The organism is Phyllobacterium sp. CL33Tsu (assembly GCF_900113985.1).
GTDB lineage: Bacteria > Pseudomonadota > Alphaproteobacteria > Rhizobiales > Rhizobiaceae > Phyllobacterium > Phyllobacterium pellucidum.
Genome location: NZ_FORJ01000009.1, coordinates 128,408 through 144,687 on the forward strand (window position 1 = coordinate 128,408; position 16,280 = coordinate 144,687).

The 16,280-nt window shown below is 57.7% G+C and carries 22 protein-coding genes and 1 tRNA gene; 21 read left to right on the top strand and 2 right to left on the bottom strand.

Features of this window, described 5'->3' with window-relative positions; all coding sequences use genetic code 11:
* The gene (locus tag BM074_RS22235; protein WP_091925605.1) at positions 1-585 is read left to right on the top strand and encodes a transcription termination/antitermination protein NusG; all 585 of its coding nucleotides are present in this window, start codon (positions 1-3) and stop codon (positions 583-585) included.
* Between the two features lie 150 nt (positions 586-735).
* Positions 736-813: transfer RNA gene (locus tag BM074_RS22240), tRNA-Met, on the top strand.
* Between the two features lie 283 nt (positions 814-1,096).
* On the opposite strand, the gene BM074_RS22250 is transcribed toward BM074_RS22240, so the two are convergent.
* Positions 1,097-1,276 (bottom strand): DUF3606 domain-containing protein, encoded by a 180-nt coding sequence (locus BM074_RS22250; protein ID WP_091925609.1) that lies wholly within the window; start codon positions 1,274-1,276, stop codon positions 1,097-1,099.
* A gap of 142 nt (positions 1,277-1,418) precedes the next feature.
* A complete protein-coding gene (locus BM074_RS22255) occupies positions 1,419-1,946 on the bottom strand; it encodes a DUF4142 domain-containing protein (protein ID WP_091925611.1) in 528 nt (175 codons plus the stop codon).
* Between the two features lie 358 nt (positions 1,947-2,304).
* On the opposite strand from BM074_RS22255, the gene BM074_RS23385 reads away from it, so the two are divergent.
* From BM074_RS23385 to BM074_RS22350, 19 genes are all read left to right on the top strand, one after another.
* A complete protein-coding gene (locus tag BM074_RS23385; protein ID WP_244533083.1) occupies positions 2,305-2,466 on the top strand; it encodes an HNH endonuclease in 162 nt (53 codons plus the stop codon).
* Between the two features lie 421 nt (positions 2,467-2,887).
* Positions 2,888-3,316, top strand: a complete 429-nt coding sequence (locus BM074_RS22270) for a hypothetical protein (RefSeq protein ID WP_091925619.1) — start codon at positions 2,888-2,890, stop codon at positions 3,314-3,316.
* The gene (locus BM074_RS22275; RefSeq protein ID WP_091925622.1) at positions 3,316-4,989 is read left to right on the top strand and encodes a terminase large subunit; all 1,674 of its coding nucleotides are present in this window, start codon (positions 3,316-3,318) and stop codon (positions 4,987-4,989) included. Before BM074_RS22270 ends, BM074_RS22275 begins: the two co-directional genes overlap by 1 nt.
* A gap of 12 nt (positions 4,990-5,001) precedes the next feature.
* Complete coding sequence (locus BM074_RS22280) at positions 5,002-6,972, top strand: phage major capsid protein (protein ID WP_091925625.1); 1,971 nt, start codon at positions 5,002-5,004, stop codon at positions 6,970-6,972.
* A gap of 70 nt (positions 6,973-7,042) precedes the next feature.
* Positions 7,043-7,333, top strand: a complete 291-nt coding sequence (locus tag BM074_RS22285; RefSeq protein WP_091925628.1) for a hypothetical protein — start codon at positions 7,043-7,045, stop codon at positions 7,331-7,333.
* A gap of 3 nt (positions 7,334-7,336) precedes the next feature.
* Positions 7,337-8,689 (top strand): phage portal protein, encoded by a 1,353-nt coding sequence (locus BM074_RS22290; RefSeq protein WP_091925630.1) that lies wholly within the window; start codon positions 7,337-7,339, stop codon positions 8,687-8,689.
* Entirely contained in the window at positions 8,689-9,765 is a 1,077-nt protein-coding gene (locus tag BM074_RS22295; protein WP_091925633.1) for a collagen-like domain-containing protein, read from the top strand. Before BM074_RS22290 ends, BM074_RS22295 begins: the two co-directional genes overlap by 1 nt.
* Entirely contained in the window at positions 9,765-10,064 is a 300-nt protein-coding gene (locus BM074_RS22300; protein ID WP_091925636.1) for a head-tail connector protein, read from the top strand. Before BM074_RS22295 ends, BM074_RS22300 begins: the two co-directional genes overlap by 1 nt.
* 52 nt (positions 10,065-10,116) lie before the next feature.
* Entirely contained in the window at positions 10,117-10,299 is a 183-nt protein-coding gene (locus BM074_RS22305; protein WP_091925639.1) for a hypothetical protein, read from the top strand.
* Positions 10,283-10,630, top strand: coding sequence for a phage head closure protein (locus tag BM074_RS22310; protein WP_091925795.1), 348 nt, complete (start codon positions 10,283-10,285; stop codon positions 10,628-10,630). The genes BM074_RS22305 and BM074_RS22310 overlap by 17 nt, the downstream gene beginning before the upstream one ends.
* On the top strand, positions 10,630-11,040 hold the full coding sequence (locus tag BM074_RS22315) for an HK97-gp10 family putative phage morphogenesis protein (protein ID WP_175499104.1): 411 nt from the start codon (positions 10,630-10,632) through the stop codon (positions 11,038-11,040). The genes BM074_RS22310 and BM074_RS22315 overlap by 1 nt, the downstream gene beginning before the upstream one ends.
* Positions 11,037-11,441 carry a DUF3168 domain-containing protein gene (locus BM074_RS22320; RefSeq protein ID WP_091925642.1) on the top strand — a complete coding sequence of 135 codons (405 nt, stop codon included), beginning with the start codon at positions 11,037-11,039 and terminating at the stop codon, positions 11,439-11,441. Before BM074_RS22315 ends, BM074_RS22320 begins: the two co-directional genes overlap by 4 nt.
* 22 nt (positions 11,442-11,463) lie before the next feature.
* The gene (locus BM074_RS22325) at positions 11,464-11,904 is read left to right on the top strand and encodes a phage tail tube protein (protein ID WP_091925644.1); all 441 of its coding nucleotides are present in this window, start codon (positions 11,464-11,466) and stop codon (positions 11,902-11,904) included.
* Complete coding sequence (locus BM074_RS22330) at positions 11,901-12,284, top strand: gene transfer agent family protein (RefSeq protein ID WP_091925646.1); 384 nt, start codon at positions 11,901-11,903, stop codon at positions 12,282-12,284. Before BM074_RS22325 ends, BM074_RS22330 begins: the two co-directional genes overlap by 4 nt.
* A gap of 32 nt (positions 12,285-12,316) precedes the next feature.
* Positions 12,317-12,466: a hypothetical protein gene (locus BM074_RS23150; RefSeq protein WP_153666398.1), complete on the top strand. Its 150-nt coding sequence runs from the start codon at positions 12,317-12,319 to the stop codon at positions 12,464-12,466.
* Positions 12,466-14,535, top strand: coding sequence for a tape measure protein (locus BM074_RS22335; RefSeq protein WP_091925651.1), 2,070 nt, complete (start codon positions 12,466-12,468; stop codon positions 14,533-14,535). The genes BM074_RS23150 and BM074_RS22335 overlap by 1 nt, the downstream gene beginning before the upstream one ends.
* Positions 14,535-15,164, top strand: coding sequence for a hypothetical protein (locus BM074_RS22340; RefSeq protein ID WP_091925654.1), 630 nt, complete (start codon positions 14,535-14,537; stop codon positions 15,162-15,164). Before BM074_RS22335 ends, BM074_RS22340 begins: the two co-directional genes overlap by 1 nt.
* Positions 15,164-15,841, top strand: coding sequence for a hypothetical protein (locus tag BM074_RS22345; protein WP_091925673.1), 678 nt, complete (start codon positions 15,164-15,166; stop codon positions 15,839-15,841). Before BM074_RS22340 ends, BM074_RS22345 begins: the two co-directional genes overlap by 1 nt.
* Complete coding sequence (locus tag BM074_RS22350) at positions 15,838-16,275, top strand: GNAT family N-acetyltransferase (RefSeq protein ID WP_091925676.1); 438 nt, start codon at positions 15,838-15,840, stop codon at positions 16,273-16,275. The genes BM074_RS22345 and BM074_RS22350 overlap by 4 nt, the downstream gene beginning before the upstream one ends.
* The last annotated feature ends 5 nt before the right edge of the window (positions 16,276-16,280 follow it).

The following is a 16,280-nucleotide window of genomic DNA, read 5'->3' on the forward strand; positions in this document are numbered from 1 at the left end:
ATGAAGGCGGCAATTGATACGGACAAACATTGGTATGTCGTTCGCACGACCGTGAAGGGCGAGGAAAAGGCGTGCGTAAATATCCGCAAGGCCGGGTTCGATACGTACTTTCCCCGGCGCCGTGTGGAGGTTCAGCACCGCCGGACCAAAACTTATGTGGTAAAGGAACAGCCCCTGATGCCACGATATCTGTTCGTGGGATTCGCGCCGCGCAACGTCAATTTCTATGCTGTGCGAGAGAGCGACGGCGTGGAGTGCATCCTCGGCGTCGACGGTCGACCGATCTTGATCCCGTCAAAAGATGTCGAGAAAATCTTCCTTGCCGAAGTCGATTTGAAATTCGACGACACCAAGGCGGCGCGCATTCACCGCAAGGAGGAAGCAAAGACAGAAAAGGAAACCACCCTGATGCGGTATCCCGCCGGCGCAAGTGTATTCGTCACCGATCTCGTAAGCCCGTTCGCAACCTTCGGCGGGATTGTAGATGAGGTCACGAAGGCTGGCCGCATTATTGCTTTGATCGATTTGTTCGGGCGCTTAACGCCGGTCGAATTCGAGCCTAGGCAATTATCCCCAGTTTCGTGAAAATATCCTTTTGATAGGAACCAAATCAGTATATACGCGCAGGTGGATGATTTGATGTTCAGTGCGGACCTTTGGACAGGGAATACTCGCCGGTCAAACCCAGCCTGAGCAGATAGCTCGCGGCAAATGGATTTCTATTCTGCAAACCTTTGTCGGAGTGGAGCAGTCTGGTAGCTCGCTTGGCTCATAACCAAGAGGTCGCAGGTTCGAATCCTGCGTCCGCAACCATTATTCGTCTTCTGAAGTGTAAAGGCGCTTGGTAGCCTCTTCCGAGGCCCGCTTTTCTCGTTGGGTTAAACGCCTACGTTGCATCATGCCGAAGGCAAGGATTGCGCCGAGGACGATAGGACCGCCAAACACTAGGGCAAACCAAAGATATTCCATTCTACCGTCCTTCAGTAGCAAGATGACGATGACCACTTTTGGGTGGGCCGATCTCGGGAATGGAGGAGAGAAGGGCGGCGATCAAGACTGGAAGCGTCGTCCACAACAGATCATAGGCGGCCATGGGTCAGCGGCCTCCAAGTTCGCTCTCGATCTTCTTGCGACTGCCGCCGTGCTTCTTGATGAGCTCAAGCGCTCGGTCTCTGCTGATGTCATGTTTCGTCATCAGGTAGTCGACTTCGTAGTCCTCGCTTGCCGATACTTTGGCGCGGTCTCGATTGTCCTGCTTGGATTTGTCGTCTGACATTTGGGTTTCTCCCTGCCGTTGCTGATTGTTACTCAACAGCCGCAGGGGATTTAGGTTCCGGCCGCCTTTTAAGAGCGGCTACGCCACTAACCCGATTGCGCCGCTCATGGTGAACGGCGCTCTCTTGGGTTCCAGTTGTTGCTTACTTTTCGAGATCCTGGGCCATCATCAGATGATGTTCCAAGGCCGGCTCTGTCGTAGCGGCCCACGTTTTAAGGTCGGGATTATCGCCGCCTTCGCCGTAGCGCTTGAATAAGTCAACTGCGTCCTTGTGTGCCGAAACCTGATCGGAGTGATACTGCTTGGTGAAATCCTCACCTTGCAGACCGTTGAGCTTATCAAGCGTGCTTTTCTGCGCTGATGTCATGGCCGTCGGGATTGGGGCCTTGACCTTCCCGCTGTCAACCAATTGCTTCAGCTCCGCCGACGTCTTCTGATGGTCCGCAATCATCTGCTTGGCGAAAACCTTGGTGGGATCGTCAGCCCGTTCCGCGGCGAGCTTACTCGACTCGATTTCAAACATGTCGCTGGTGGCAGCTTCCGTGACGAAATCTTCCGTTGTGGGGGCCACCCCGATCAGAGAGTTGACGCCGGTCTTTTCAGCCGTCGTCTGGGCAAACGCCGACGTTGACATCATTAATAGAGCTGCAGTCATTACAAGCTTGTTCATCTGGGTTCTCCTTTGCACTGAGCGAACAACGCGGGGTAGAGAACACTGTTCCAAGCACACAAGCCGATGCTAGCCTTCTCAATTATGAGGACTTTCTCCGGTTTCCGGAACCAAAGTGAATACCGGCGCAAGTCGAATCTAGTGGTTCAGTCGCACGTTGAGATAATGGATGGCCATCAAGACCCTGAAACCCTCGGTTGGGACGTTGGCCCCAAGGTTGAAGCGATATGCACCAGGCAACGAAGCAGAGCGCTCTCAGTATAGGGATGACACCCAGCATTGGCGTAAGTGGTACAAGACAGCACGTTGGCAAAAGCTGCGAATGTCAGTCCTCGTACGAGACCTTTTCACCTGCCAGATGTGCGGGAAGCTGGAACCCAACACCTCTAAGTTGGTAGCCGACCACAGAATACCCCATCGAGGCAGTGAGTACCTGTTCTGGAAGGACACCAACATTCAGTGCGTGTGCAAGACGTGCCACGACAGCGAGAAACAGAAGCGTGACAGACGTCACCGCTAACCTCACAGTTGTCAGCGAGCACGAGCGAAGCGCTAATTCCTGAACAAGATAACAGCCAAGACAAAGCTCGCCAGAGCCAAGGCTGAAACGAGCAAACAGAAAGACCTAACTGAAAGGCGGTCGAGCCATAACCGTCGTTGAAAGTCCTCGAGCAAAACCCTCAACTTTGGCTTAGGATCGCCCCACTTGATACGTCTAAACTGATAGATGTTGTTTGGCATCCTCCGATGCTGCCAAACCTTCCTTAAACCGCGATGAATTGCGATGCTTGATCGATTCATTTGATGAGGCGTTCAGCCACCCGTTCTTACGGGAGACGGGGGGTAGGTAAAAGTCTGCGGGCCCTTTCCGGCCTAGACCCGCGTGCCTCGCATTCGCACAATTTTTTCCGCCACATCGAAATTTCCTGCAAAGGACCGAAATGACCGAAAAAAGCAAAGCATCTGACAAGAGAGGGCGCCCGTCGTATCGGCCTTCTCTCGCGGATCGGCAAACGGTCGAGGAGTTGAAGTTCGTGGGCGAAAGCGACAACGTGATTGCTCGCGCCCTGGGGATCGATCCTGACACCCTTCGAAAGCATTTCGCAGATGAGTTGGCTGACGGCCATGCGCAGCGCCGAAAAGAAGTAATCGGACTTCTGTTTAAGTCTGCACGCGAGGGCAACGTCGCGGCACAAAAAAAGCTCGAGGAGATGGGCAGGACTGCCGGCGCTATCGAGGCGGTCAAGGGAGGTGAAGAGCCAAAGCGGTCGAAACTCGGCAAGAAAGAAGAGCAGCAGTTGGCCGCGAAGGGCGTCGGCGGCAAGTTTGCTCCTCCTACGGCACCGAAACTGGTTGTCCATAACAAGTGATGGAGTGGAGTACTGGCTGTCTCGATTGGGAGGAGCGCATTGTTGCCCGGCAGTCCCTGATACCGTTCGAGCCGCTGTTTCCCGACGAGGCGGAAGCAGCGCTCGCGGTGTTCAAGTCGCTCAAGATTGTTGATGCGCCTGGACAGCCGACGTTTGGCGAGGCTTGCGAGGAATGGGCGTTCGACTTCGTTCGGGCTATTTTCGGAGCCTATGACCACGAAGCGGCCAAGCGGCATATTCGCGAATTCTTCCTGCTCATCAGCAAGAAGAACAGCAAGTCAACGATCGCCGCCGGAATCATGGTCACGGCGCTGATACGCAATTGGCGGCATTCCTGCGAATTGCTCATCCTCGCGCCGACGCTTGAAGTCGCGAACAACAGTTATAAGCCGGCCGCCGACATGGTGCGGGCGGATCCTGAATTGACGGACCTCCTGCACATTCAGGACAACTTTCGCCAGATCACCCACCGGTTGACCAAGGCGACTTTGAAGGTAGTCGCGGCCGACACCGATACGGTCGGCGGCAAGAAGGCAGCATTCGTCCTCGTCGACGAGCTTTGGCTGTTCGGCAAGAAGCCGAACGCCGACGCGATGCTCCGAGAAGCGACCGGCGGCCTGATCTCGAAACCCGAGGGGTTTGTAATCTACCTGTCGACGCAATCGGACGCGCCGCCGGCTGGCGTGTTCAAGGCCAAACTCGATTATTTCCGCGACGTTCGGGACGGGAAAATCCCAGATCGCAAGAGCCTCGGCGTGCTCTATGAGTTTCCGAAGGGGATGGTCGAGGCGGAGACTTACCTCGACCCTGATAATTTCTACATCACGAACCCGAATATCGAGCGCTCCGTAAGCCGGGAATGGCTCGAGGAGGAGATGGTAAAGGAACTTAACGGCGACGGCGACACAAAGCGAACGTTCCTCGCCAAGCACCTGAACGTCGAAATCGGCATGAACTTGCGGGCCAATCGTTGGCCGGGCGCCGACTTCTGGGAGGCTCGGGCGGACAAAACCATCACGCTCGAGCACATTCTTGAGATGTGCGAGGTCATCGTTCCCGGCGTCGACGGCGGGGGTCTCGACGACTTGTTCGGCCTGACACTTGTCGGGCGTCATCGCGTGACGAAAGATTGGCTCTGCTGGTCTCATGCCTGGTGCCATGTCGGCGTGCTCGATCGGCGCAAGTCTATTGCTTCAAAGCTACGGGACTTTGAGAGCGCCGGAGAGTTGACGATCGTCGACGACAAGCTCGACGACCTGTCAGAGATCGTCGATATCATTCGGGACATCAAGGACCGGAACCTCCTTGCCGCGGTGGCGGTCGATCCGGCCGGGCTCGGCGAACTGGTTGACGCTCTGGACGATATCGGCGTCAACGACGAGGCTAAGAACATCATTGGCGCACCGCAAGGTTACGCCATGATGAACGCCATCAAGACCACCGAGCGCAAGCTTACGAACGGCACGCTGCGCCATTCCGGCTCAGCGCTGATGAATTGGTGCGTTGGCAATCTCAAGATCGAGCCGACCGCAACCGCGATCCGCGCGACGAAACAGAACGCCGGTGATGCGAAGATCGACCCGGTGATGGCGTTGTTCGACGCCGTGACGGTGATGAGCCGCAATCCGGAAGTGAAGCGAGAGCCGAAGTACCAAATGCTGATGGTCGGCTAAGGAGACCCCAAAATGAACCGTGCCTATTCAATCTTGACCGTGAAAGCGGTCGAGGAAGAACGTCGTGTCATACGCGGCACTGCCACCACACCCAGCCCTGACCGGGTCGGCGACATCGTTGAACCCCTTGGCGTTGCCTTCAAGAACCCCATGCCTCTTCTTTGGCAACACAAGTCTGACAAGCCAGTCGGCTTGGTCAAATTCGACAAGCCAACCAAGGATGGCATCACATTCGAGGCGGAGCTTCCGACCATTGATGAGCCGGGCGCGCTGAAAGACCGTGTCGACGAGGCTTGGCAGTCCGTCAAAGCTGGCCTGGTCGCCGCTGTGTCAATCGGCTTCCGCGCCATCGAATACGCATTCCTCGACGATGGCGGTATCCGCTTTGTCAAATCGGAGGTTTACGAACTCTCCTTGGTGACGATCCCGGCAAACGCCGACGCCACCATTTCACTGATCAAGTCGATTGACGCCCCCGTGCTTGCCGCGACCGGCAATGAGCCCAGGGACAGTGATCGGCCTGTAAAGCCCGGCGCTTCGGGAAAAGTAGTCAAAACCATCACACCAGACCCGAAGAAAGGGAAAGCAATGAAAACCATTGCCGAACAGATCGCTTCGTTTGAAGCGACCCGCGTAGCCAAGTCGGCGCGCATGGAAGAACTGATGAATGTCGCTGCAGAAGAGGGTGTGACCCTCGATGCAGAGCAGACCGAGGAATACGATGGCCTTGAAGCAGAAGTGAAGTCGATTGACGCTCACCTCGTTCGTCTTTCGGCCCTTGAAAAGTCTAATGCGGCAAAGGCCAAGCCGGTTGAAGTCAAAGACCAGCAGTCTGGTTCCGATGCTCGCGGCGGTGCCGTACCGACTGTTGCCAAGTCCGCCCTGCCAAAGGGCACCGCATTCACCCGATATGCCATCGCTTTGGCTCGCGGTAAGGGTAACCTGATGCAGGCGGCCGAGGTTGCCAAGGCTTGGGGCGATACGCCGGAGGTCGAAACCGTTCTGAAGGCTGCTGTTGCCGCTGGCACCACGACGGATGCTGATTGGGCCAAGCCGCTCGTCGAATACCAGAACATGGCTTCCGAGTTCGTTGACTTGCTGCGTCCGCAGACCATCATCGGCCGGATTCCGGGGCTTCGTCGTGTTCCGTTCAACATCAAGATACCCCGTCAGACTGCCGGCGCTGCGGCACAGTGGGTGGGTGAAAGCAAGCCGAAGCCGGTCGGGGAACTTGCCTTCGACCAGATTACCCTTGGTTTCGCCAAGCTGGCGGGTATCGTCGTTTTGACCGATGAACTTGTCCGCTTCTCCAATCCTTCGGCTGAGGCGCTGGTACGCCAGGACCTGATCAACACGATCGTCCAGACAATGGACAGGGACTTCGTTGATCCGGCAAAGGCGGTATCGGTTGGCGTGTCGCCGGCATCGATCACCAATGGCGTAACTCCGGTCGTTGCCAGCGGTACCGATGCTGATGCGGTTCGTGCGGACGTCAAGGCGTTGTTTGCCAAGTTCCTGGCAGCCAACATGTCCATGGCCGGTGCGGTCTTTGTCATGACGGAAACGCAGGCTCTTGGTCTGGCGCTCATGCAAAATCCCCTCGGTCAGCCGGAATTCCCGGGTCTTGCTATCAACGGTACGAGCGGAGGCACGTTCTTCGGGCTTCCTGTTGTTCTTTCTGAGAACATCCCCGCTCAGGCTGAAGTTGCGGGCCCGCCTGCAATTCCTGCTGGCTCGCGCATCATCCTTGCCAAGGCAAGCGAGATCCTTCTCGCTGACGACGGTCAGGTAATGCTGGACGTTTCCCGCGAAGCCTCGCTCGAGATGGATAGTGCACCCACCAGCCCGCCGACTGCCTCGACCGTTATGGTTTCGCTGTGGCAGCACAACATGGTCGGCATTCGCGCCGAGCGCTTCATTAACTGGGCCAAGCGCCGCGCCGATGTCGTTCAGTACATCACAGGCGCCAACTACGGCGGCTGATCCAGCCATTGAAGACCGAAAGGCCGGGTTCGCTCGGCCTTTCTTCGCATTGTTCGAATGGAGGCCTCAGATGAAGCTTATTGCCACCAAGTCCATGACCTACGCCACTCGCCGCCTGCAGGCCGGTGAGCAGTTCGAAGCTGGTCCACGCGATGCCAGGCTCTTGATTGCGATCAAGAAGGCCAAGCTTGTCGATGATGAGGCCGGCACATCCGTTCCCACCATTCCTATGCCTGAACCGGTTGGCGATCTCGCTGTATTGCGCGCCGAGTACAAAGCTATTGCGGGCAAAGCTGCATTCAATGGCTGGAATGCCGAAAAACTGCGCGAGAAGATCGCCAAAGCCCAGGCAAAGGCTTGAGCCATGCGAATTCTTGGCCTCACCATAACCCGCCAGAAAGCATCGGGATCGCTATCTCCTGTCGACAATCGAGGCGGGTGGTGGGGAATTGTACGAGAGTCATTCAGCGGCGCCTGGCAGCAGAACGTCGAGGTTAAGCTCGACACCGTCCTCACCTATTCGACGGTGTTTCGCTGTATCTCGCTTATATCATCCGACATTGCCAAAATGCGCATGCGCCTTGTTCAAAAGGACGCGAACTGCATCTGGGACGAGGTCGACAATCCAGCATTCTCACCGGTGCTGCGCAAGCCGAACCGCTTTCAGAACAGGATCCAGTTCTACACATCGTGGATGGAATCCAAGCTGATCCATGGCAACACATATGTGCTCAAGGAACGCGACCTGCGCGGGATTGTTGTTGCCCTTTATGTGCTCGATCCCTGCCGCGTGAAGCCTCTGGTTGCCGAAGATGGCGCGGTTTATTACGAACTGATGCGCGACGATCTGTCTGCGCAGCACGCCAACAACGTGACGGTTCCCGCGTCCGACATCATTCACGATCGCTGGAACACGATTTATCATCCCCTCGTCGGTACGTCGCCCATCTATGCCTGCGGGCTTGCTGCTGTTCAGGGCATCCGCATTCAGAGCAACAGCGCCCAGTTCTTCGGCAACGGATCCAATCCGGGCGGTATTCTTGTCGCTCCCGGTGAGATCAGCGACGAGACTGCAAAGCGTTTGAAAGACCACTGGGACCAAAACTACAGCGGTAAGAATGTCGGCAAGGTTGCGGTTCTAGGCGATGGCCTCAAATACGAAGCCATGACCATGAAAGCCACCGATTCTCAGTTGATCGAACAGCTCAAGTGGTCGGCCGAGACAGTCTGTTCGGTGTTCGGTGTGCCCGCCTACAAGGTTGGCGTCGGCGCAGCCCCTCTCAACAACAATGTGGAAGCGCTCGATGCGCAGTACTATGCCCAGTGCCTTCAAATCCACATCGAAAGCATTGAGCTTTGCCTCGATGAAGGGCTCGGGCTCGATCGTACCAAGGAAGGCAAAACCCTCGGTACCGAGTTCGACCTGGATGACCTGCTTCGGATGGATACGGCAACTCAGATTAAGTCGCTGGCCGAGGCGGTTGGCGGATCCATCATGACGCCAAATGCTGCGCTCAAGAGGATGAATCAGCCTCAGGTCAAAGGTGGCGATACGATCTACATGCAGCAGCAAAACTATAGCCTCGAAGCGCTGAACAAGCGCGATGAAGGCGACCCGTTCGCCAAGCCCCCTCCGGCAGGAGCGCCAGCGCCAGAAAACGACAACGAAGCCGAGGCCGCCAAGGCGATGGCAGAAATTATAAAGGGGTTCGCCTAATGTTTGATGGCAAAGCATTTGGCCAAGAGGTTGTTGCGACCGTCAAAGGCTATGTCGAAAAGGCCGTAGTCACCTTCTCAGCACGAATTGAAGCATTGGAGAAGCGTGAACCGCTGAAGGGCGAGCGTGGCGTTGACGGCCAACGTGGCGCAGATGGCGAACCCGGCAAAGATGGTCGTGACGGTGTCGATGGCAAAGACGGTGCGCCGGGCCTGAATGGCAAAGACGGGGTCAACGGTGCGCCGGGCGAACCGGGCATAGATGGCCGCGACGGCAACGATGGCAAAGATGGCGCCCCAGGTAAAGACGGCAAGGACGGTGTCGCTGGCGCGCAGGGCGAACCGGGTAGGGACGGCGACCCCGGCCGTGATGGGGTCGATGGAAAAGAGGGCCCTCCGGGCATAAATGGCAAAGACGGCGTCGACGGTGCGCCAGGAGAGCCCGGCAAAGACGGACAGCCCGGCCGCGATGGCGTCGATGGTAAGGATGGTGCCCCGGGACTTAACGGTAATGACGGCGAGCGAGGTGCCGACGGCCGCAATGGAAAAGATGGCGTCGGTCTTGCCGGCGCTCTCATAGACCGTTGCGGCTCCCTAGTCGTTACCCTGACCGATGGAACCACGCGCGACCTTGGTCCGGTTGTCGGGAAAGACGGTCAATCAGGTGAAAAGGGTTTGGACGGTAAGGACGGTACCAACGGTAAAGATGGCTCCGACGGCCTTGGCTTTGACGATCTGGAAGTCGTTCACGACGGAGAGCGTGGCTTTTCTTTCAAGTTCATGCGGGGCGACCTCGTCAAGGAATTCAAGTTCGCTGTTCCGATGATGATCTATCGCGGCGTTTTCAAGGACGGGCAAACCTATGTTCGCGGCGACACCGTGACATGGGGAGGCTCACTCTGGCATTGCGATGAAGAGACGGTAGATAAGCCGGAGGTCAATAAGGCATGGACTTTGGCAGCCAAACGCGGCCGAGACGGCAAGCAGGGCGAAAAGGGCGGCGATGGTCCAAAGGGTAAGGATGGCCGGGACGGCCGGGACCTCACTCAACTTGGGCCGGACGGGAGCAAATGGTAATGGCCGATCTTGCGACGCTGGAACAGGTCAAGCAGGGACTTCGTATCGACGCGGACAATACCGACGATGACGCACTGCTCGCCTTGCTCATCAAGGCAGCCTCCGAACGCATTGCCGGCTACATCAAGTCAGATATTCCCGACCCTGTCCCGAATGCCGTGGTTGTGGCCACCATTCTGCTCGTAGGGCATTTATACCAGAACACCGACAGCAACCCCGATAAAGCATTCGATCTTGGCACGCTACCGCATCCGGTGACGGCGCTGATCTATCATCTGCGTGATCCGGCGCTCGCATGATTTCGGACGGGTTACCTTCTTCTATCGCCGGATGCATCCATAGGAGACACCCATGGCCCGCGTGAAATTCACGAAGAATTTTGATTATCGCCCGGTTCAGGGAACGACCATCGGCTATCTCGCCGGCATGGAAATGACCGTCAGGCAGGAATGCGCCGATCTCGCAATTGCCGCCGGCGCTGCCGTGACAGTCGAGAAGCCTCGCAAGGAGCCGATCGATGGCGAAAAAGCCTAATGCCGGTGATCTGTTCTATTCCGTTGCCTTCGGCAAGCGGGAAGAGGTCGAGGACGGATATGGCAACACTCGGGGCGCATTCGTCGAGGAGTTTTCGACCCGCGCCGCCTACATTCACCTTCGCGGCGGCGAGAGCGTGCTGGCGAGCCGCCTGGAGGGAAAGCACACGCAGGTCATTCGCGTTCGCTCTACCTCACAGACGAGGAAAATCACGTCAGATTGGTTCGCGCAGGACAAGCGCTCGCTGACCTACTTCGCGGTTCGAGACGTGACACCGGAATTGGACCGGCAGTTCATCGATCTTCTCTGCGAGAGTGGCGTAGCGCTCTGATGGTCAAGGCAATCGGGCAGGACAAACTTGTGCGCAAGCTCAAGCTGATGCCGAAATTCGCAAAGGAAGAAATTCGCGCTGCCTTGGCAAAGGGTGCCGACGAGATCGTATTGCTGGCGCGATCGCTTGCCCCGAAGGACAGCGGAGCTTTGGCTCGCTCGATCGGCTGGTCGTGGGGCGCGGCGCCGAAAGGCTCCATGGTTCTGGCAAAGGCGAACGCCGGCGATCTTTCACTCGTCGTTTTTGCCGGCAGCGACGAGGCCTACTATGCGCGATGGCTTGAGTTCGGGACGCAGAAAATGCAGGCGCATCCTTATTTCTTCGTTTCCTATAGGGCGCTGCGAAAGCGCACGAAATCACGTATCTCGCGCGCCACGACCAAGGCTGCCAGGAAAGTCGCCGCATCATGACATCGCCAATCCTTGAGCTACAGGGCGCCATTGTTGCGCGCCTGAAAGCTGACGCGACCGTATCGGCGCTGATCGGGCAACGCATCTATGATGCTGTTCCGGCCACGCCAACATTTCCTTATGTGAGTTTCGGCCCGGCGGATGAAATCAGCGACGACGTTGATTGTGTCACCGGCTTTGAGATCACCATGCAAATCGACTGCTGGTCGCGCTCCTCGGGTTTTCCCGAGGTGAAGCGCATCAGCGATGCCGTTCGCGCTGCCCTGATCGGTACGGATTTGACGATCGCAGACAATGCGCTCGTCTACTTCAGGCACAACATCACCCGCGTTTTCCGAGACCCTGACGGGTTAACGAGCCATGCCGCCATCAGCTTTCAGGCTTTTGCGGAACAACCCTGATTGCCATCGATAGGAGACACCAATGGCACAAGCTACGACGATTAAAGGCGGCAAAATCCGAGTCCTGCTCGGTGATGACGCGACCCCGATTGTCTACTCCGCACCTTGCGGCCTGACGCAGCGCTCGATCACGCTGACCAAGAACCTCGAAGAGGTGCAGATCCCAGACTGCACCGATCCTGACAAGGTTGACTGGCTGGGCCGCGATGCAACGAGCCTTTCAATGAGCGTCACTGGCGAGGGCGTGCTGGCTTCAGAAAGCGTTGACACCTGGCTTGAAGCCTTCGACAGCATCGAATCCGTTCCGGTAAAGGTCGAGTGGGAGTTTCCCGCAAAAACGATCATCTGGACCGGCAAGATGCATATTGAGAGCGTCGAAGTCGGGGCGAACAACGGCCAGCGGGCGACGATCAATGTGTCCCTGCAGTCCGATGGCGAAATGGTTCGGGCAACCGCTCCATGAGCCGTGACGCATCGATCGAACTCGATTTCGGCGATGATACCTACACCTTTCGCCTCGCTTGGGGCGAATTGGTGAAGGTGCAAGAGGCCTGCAACGCCGGGCCCTATGTCGTGCTCCAGCGTCTTTATTCGCAGACATGGGAGATGAACGACATTCGCGAAGTGATCCGCTGGGGTCTCATCGGTGGCGGGCTGGAGCCGGTCAAGGCGCTCAAACTCGTCAAAGATTACGTTGAAGCGCGCCCGCCGCTCGAATCCATCATCTACGCTCAAGCGGTGCTATCGGCCGGGCTTATGGGGGCCCCGGAGGAAAGCTTGGGAAAAACCGAGGCAGCGAGTCCGGCGGAGAGAGAATTGACGACCTCCCCAACGGAAAGCTGAGATTTGCTGCCATCTATGGCAACGGCGCTGCCATGGGCTTCTCACCTAATGAAATCGACAAAATGTCAATGTGGAAGTTCATGGCGGCGGTCGAGGGCTACGTCAAAGCCAACACGCCGAAAGACGACGGCAAACTGACTGACGCTGAAAAAGACGAGCTTTTTGATTGGATCACAGGCTGATGGCGACAGATTTGGAGCGGCTCGTTGTTCAGCTTTCGGCTGACATCAAGAAGTACGAAAACGCGATGAACCGCGCCGTAGGTGTCACAAACAAGCAGATGGGCGCGATAGAGAACCGCGTCCGTCGTGCAAACAAGAGCATTTCCGCATCCTTCGCCGGCGGGTTTGGCAAAGGTGCCTTGGGTGCCTTCGCCGCTGCCGGTTCTTTGAAAGGCGCGCAGTCACTTATCGACGCATCGACGCGCATCAGCAATGCGCTCAAGGTTGCCGGCCTATCGGGTCAGGAACTCAATAAGGTCTACGACAGTCTGTTTGCCAGCGCCCAGCGTAATGCGGCGCCGATCGAGGATCTTGTCACGCTGTATGGCCGCGGGGCTCAGTCTGCCAAAGACCTCGGCGTCAACCAGGCCGAACTCCTCAAATTCACCGATAATGTCGCTCTGTCGCTTCGTGTAGGGGGAAAGTCGGCCGAAGAGTCGAGCGGCGCTCTCCTCCAGTTGAGCCAGGCGCTCGGCAATGGCGTTGTCCAGGCCGAAGAATATAACTCCCTCCTCGATGGTGCGCAGCCGTTGCTGCAGGCGGTCGCCGCCGGTCTGAAAGAGGCTGGCGGTTCCGTGTCGGCGCTCACGCGCCTGGTGAAGGACGGCAAAGTCTCGTCCGAAGCATTTTTCCGCGCGTTCGAAGCTGGTGCGGTCATCCTCGAGGATAAGGTCGGAGGATCCCAGCTTACCGTTTCCCAAGGCCTCACGCGCTTGCAGAACATCCTCATCGATACGGCCCGTGAATTCGACAACAATTCGGATGCTGCAAGCCTGCTCGCCCAGATGATCGACAAGATAGGCAAGGCGATGAGCGAATCCGCGGCCATCATCACGACGCTGATCGGGCCGCTGCAAACGCTTCATGAATGGGTGAGTTCGGTTACGGACGCCGCCCTCGAAATGTCGGCTGCATTCGGTGCGGCAACGGGGCTCGATGAAATTGGCCGCTCGATGGGAGCTTCGCCGTACCGGTCGCAGCGTCAAATCCAAGACCGCATCAATAATGCGTTTGGCTCCACGGCGACCGAAAGCAAGCCCGGCACAAGCGCCGACATAACCGGCGGCGAGACAATCCGCCCGGTAACGCTTGCGGATTACAAGGTTCCGGCAAAGGAAAAGAAGACTGGCTCGAAGAGCAAAGGCGTCCCGCGCACTGCGGAAAGCCGGTTCAACGACGACATTCAGTCGGTCAGGGACCGCACCGAGGCGTTGCGTCAGGAAACCGAGCTCGTCGGCAAGTCGTACGAGGAGCAGGAAAAGCGCAAGATGGCGCTCGACCTTGAGCAAAGCGCTCTCGCCGACCTGCGCGAGGAAGCCCGCAAGAAGGGCGAAACCGACCTCAACAACATCAAGCTTTCCTCGGAACAGGTATCGCAGATTGGCGCCATCTCGGCCGCATACGCGCGCCAGGCGGATGAACTTCGCAATGTGCAGGAAGCGCAGGACCGCGCCGAGCAGGCCGCGACCGAGTTCTATGACGGTTTCAAGAGCGGTGTCATGGATGCGATCACCGGCGCCGAGAGCCTCAGCGATGCCCTTTCCGGCATACTCAAGAAGCTGGGCGAGATGCTGCTTCACAATGCCCTGGACGCGCTGTTTGCACCGCAGACAAGCAATTCGAGCGGCGGCGCATTCGGCGGCATCTTTGGTGGTCTGGGGAAGATGATAGGATTCGACCGCGGCGGATACACCGGCAAGGGCGGGATATATCAACCGGCCGGCATCGTCCATAAGGGCGAGTTCGTCATGGATGCGGCAGCGACGAAACGCATAGGGGTAGACAACCTTCGCAAGCTTCAAGGCTATGCCTCGGGCGGCCTGGTCGGGTCGGCGCCGAGGATGCCGAACATTCAATCCATCGCTGGCGCGAACGGTGGCGTTAACGTCACCTACGCGCCGCAGAATAATTTCCAAGGCACCAGCGAGGAATTGGCGCAGTTCCGGCGCGAGCAGTTGAAAGACAAGCAAGAGTTCTCGGCTCGGGTCGTTGATACCGTCCGCCGTGCTCAGAAGACGAGAAACCTGTAATGGCGATCACATTTCCCTATGACCTCCTGACCGAGTTTCCCGGCTGGTCGACCGAGTTCGACCTGTTGTGGCGTCAGGAGCAGAGCCGCATGGCTGGCGGGCAAACGATCGTCAAGGATTTGGGTTCGCCTCTCTGGACCGCTGCGTTCCAGTCACGCTTGCTCAAGCCGAATGAACTCGATCGTTGGCGCGCTCGCTTCAAGGCGCTGGAGAACGGCCTCAATCAGTTTCGGGCTTGGTCGAAGTCGCGTTGCTATCCGATCGCTTATCCTGGCGGTGTCGGCATAGGAACGGTTTCGGGATTGCAGCTCGACACGATCGCGACGAGCCGCAAGGCCATTCGGATCAAGAACCTGCCGGCCGGATATACCGGCAGGGTTGGCGACTATATCGAGATTGGCAACGGCAACTTGCATCAGGTGATCGAGGACTTCACGGCGAGCGGTGCGGGTCTGTCGCCATTGTTCGAAATCCGGCCTCACCTGTGGCCGGTGACTGCGATCAATGATGCGGTTTCGGTACTGCGTCCCGCCTGCCTGATGACGCTAGTTCCAGGCTCATTCTCGTCAACAGCGGATATTGCGACCGGCAGGGCCGTCATTGCCTTTCAAGCTATGGAGAGCCGCTGATGCGTAATATCTCGGCTGGCAACCTGGCGCTGTTGCAGGCAAGGCGTCTCATCGCTCGCGACTTCCTCTGGCTTAAAGCGCGGGCGCTCGTTACCGGCGCACCTTTCAATTATGGCTTTTGGTCCGATGTCGATGATGTTCAGGCGCAGGTGGTCAATCCGGACACCGGACTTGCCAACACGCGCAATTTCGAGGGCTCGGGCTCGCTTATCCAGATCAGCGACATTCCCGAGACGACGACGATCGCCGTGCGCAATGTCACCATATCGCTGTCGCAGCTTGATCCCGGCGTCGAGAACATTGTGCGCGGTTATGATCTGAAACAGGCCGGTGTCGAGATTTACCGTGGGATGTTCGACGTGGATTCGCGGCAGTTGCTCGTCCCGGCGTTCTGCCGGTTTGTCGGGTTCGTCGATCTCGTCGCGATCAACACGCCGAAGGAGAACGAGGCCGGCAGCATTGTCCTCACTTGCGCCAGCCATACGCAGGAGATGACGCGCGGCAATCCCGACACGCGATCGAACGATAGCCAGAAGAAGCGCAATGCCACCGATAACTTCTATCAGGACGTGACGACCGTCGGCGAGACCGAGTTTTTCTGGGGCCAAAAAGCTGGGAAGGTCACGACAACGGGCTCATCCCGCCTTGCCAGCGCTGTCGTATTGAGGGGCGCATGATCCGGCGCGCGACAACGGCGGATAAGTTCAGGGTACTCCTGCTCGCCAAGAACTTCCATGAGGCGTCGGGCCTGCCGATCCCGTTCAACGCGGCCTATGCCTCGATCCTGTTCGATCAGTTCCTCACTGATCCGGAAAAGATTTGCATCGTATTGGACCGGGACGGCGTGCAGGGCGTGCTTGCCGCTCAGGTTGGGCTCTTGCCGATCGCGCCGGTTCGCGCGGCCACCGAGGTCATTTGGTGGATCGAGCCGGAATATCGGGGCAAGGATGCGCTGCACATGCTCGCGGCCTATGAGGCTTGGGCCGAGGAGCAGGGCTGTTCCTTCGTCAACATGGTGGGGCTGGGTTACGATCCGCTGCCAGCAAAGTTCTATGAGCGCCGCGGCTACATCGCCGCCGAGCGCCATTTCATGAAACCGATCGCGTCTTAGGGCAA

What these genes read in the sequence shown, in the direction of transcription:
- BM074_RS22345 (WP_091925673.1), top strand. Translation starts at nt 15,164, where the DNA reads ATGCGTAATATCTCGGCTGGCAACCTGGCGCTGTTGCAGGCAAGGCGT.
- BM074_RS22335 (WP_091925651.1), top strand. Translation starts at nt 12,466, where the DNA reads ATGGCGACAGATTTGGAGCGGCTCGTTGTTCAGCTTTCGGCTGACATC.
- BM074_RS22340 (WP_091925654.1), top strand. Translation starts at nt 14,535, where the DNA reads ATGGCGATCACATTTCCCTATGACCTCCTGACCGAGTTTCCCGGCTGG.
- BM074_RS23150 (WP_153666398.1), top strand. Translation starts at nt 12,317, where the DNA reads ATGGGCTTCTCACCTAATGAAATCGACAAAATGTCAATGTGGAAGTTC.
- BM074_RS22310 (WP_091925795.1), top strand. Translation starts at nt 10,283, where the DNA reads ATGGCGAAAAAGCCTAATGCCGGTGATCTGTTCTATTCCGTTGCCTTC.
- BM074_RS22305 (WP_091925639.1), top strand. Translation starts at nt 10,117, where the DNA reads ATGGCCCGCGTGAAATTCACGAAGAATTTTGATTATCGCCCGGTTCAG.
- BM074_RS22290 (WP_091925630.1), top strand. Translation starts at nt 7,337, where the DNA reads ATGCGAATTCTTGGCCTCACCATAACCCGCCAGAAAGCATCGGGATCG.
- BM074_RS22275 (WP_091925622.1), top strand. Translation starts at nt 3,316, where the DNA reads ATGGAGTGGAGTACTGGCTGTCTCGATTGGGAGGAGCGCATTGTTGCC.
- BM074_RS22350 (WP_091925676.1), top strand. Translation starts at nt 15,838, where the DNA reads ATGATCCGGCGCGCGACAACGGCGGATAAGTTCAGGGTACTCCTGCTC.
- BM074_RS22330 (WP_091925646.1), top strand. Translation starts at nt 11,901, where the DNA reads ATGAGCCGTGACGCATCGATCGAACTCGATTTCGGCGATGATACCTAC.
- BM074_RS22270 (WP_091925619.1), top strand. Translation starts at nt 2,888, where the DNA reads ATGACCGAAAAAAGCAAAGCATCTGACAAGAGAGGGCGCCCGTCGTAT.
- BM074_RS22295 (WP_091925633.1), top strand. Translation starts at nt 8,689, where the DNA reads ATGTTTGATGGCAAAGCATTTGGCCAAGAGGTTGTTGCGACCGTCAAA.
- BM074_RS22235 (WP_091925605.1), top strand. Translation starts at nt 1, where the DNA reads ATGAAGGCGGCAATTGATACGGACAAACATTGGTATGTCGTTCGCACG.
- BM074_RS22285 (WP_091925628.1), top strand. Translation starts at nt 7,043, where the DNA reads ATGAAGCTTATTGCCACCAAGTCCATGACCTACGCCACTCGCCGCCTG.
- BM074_RS23385 (WP_244533083.1), top strand. Translation starts at nt 2,305, where the DNA reads ATGTGCGGGAAGCTGGAACCCAACACCTCTAAGTTGGTAGCCGACCAC.
- BM074_RS22250 (WP_091925609.1), bottom strand. Translation starts at nt 1,276, where the DNA reads ATGTCAGACGACAAATCCAAGCAGGACAATCGAGACCGCGCCAAAGTA.
- BM074_RS22320 (WP_091925642.1), top strand. Translation starts at nt 11,037, where the DNA reads ATGACATCGCCAATCCTTGAGCTACAGGGCGCCATTGTTGCGCGCCTG.
- BM074_RS22255 (WP_091925611.1), bottom strand. Translation starts at nt 1,946, where the DNA reads ATGAACAAGCTTGTAATGACTGCAGCTCTATTAATGATGTCAACGTCG.
- BM074_RS22325 (WP_091925644.1), top strand. Translation starts at nt 11,464, where the DNA reads ATGGCACAAGCTACGACGATTAAAGGCGGCAAAATCCGAGTCCTGCTC.
- BM074_RS22315 (WP_175499104.1), top strand. Translation starts at nt 10,630, where the DNA reads ATGGTCAAGGCAATCGGGCAGGACAAACTTGTGCGCAAGCTCAAGCTG.
- BM074_RS22300 (WP_091925636.1), top strand. Translation starts at nt 9,765, where the DNA reads ATGGCCGATCTTGCGACGCTGGAACAGGTCAAGCAGGGACTTCGTATC.
- BM074_RS22280 (WP_091925625.1), top strand. Translation starts at nt 5,002, where the DNA reads ATGAACCGTGCCTATTCAATCTTGACCGTGAAAGCGGTCGAGGAAGAA.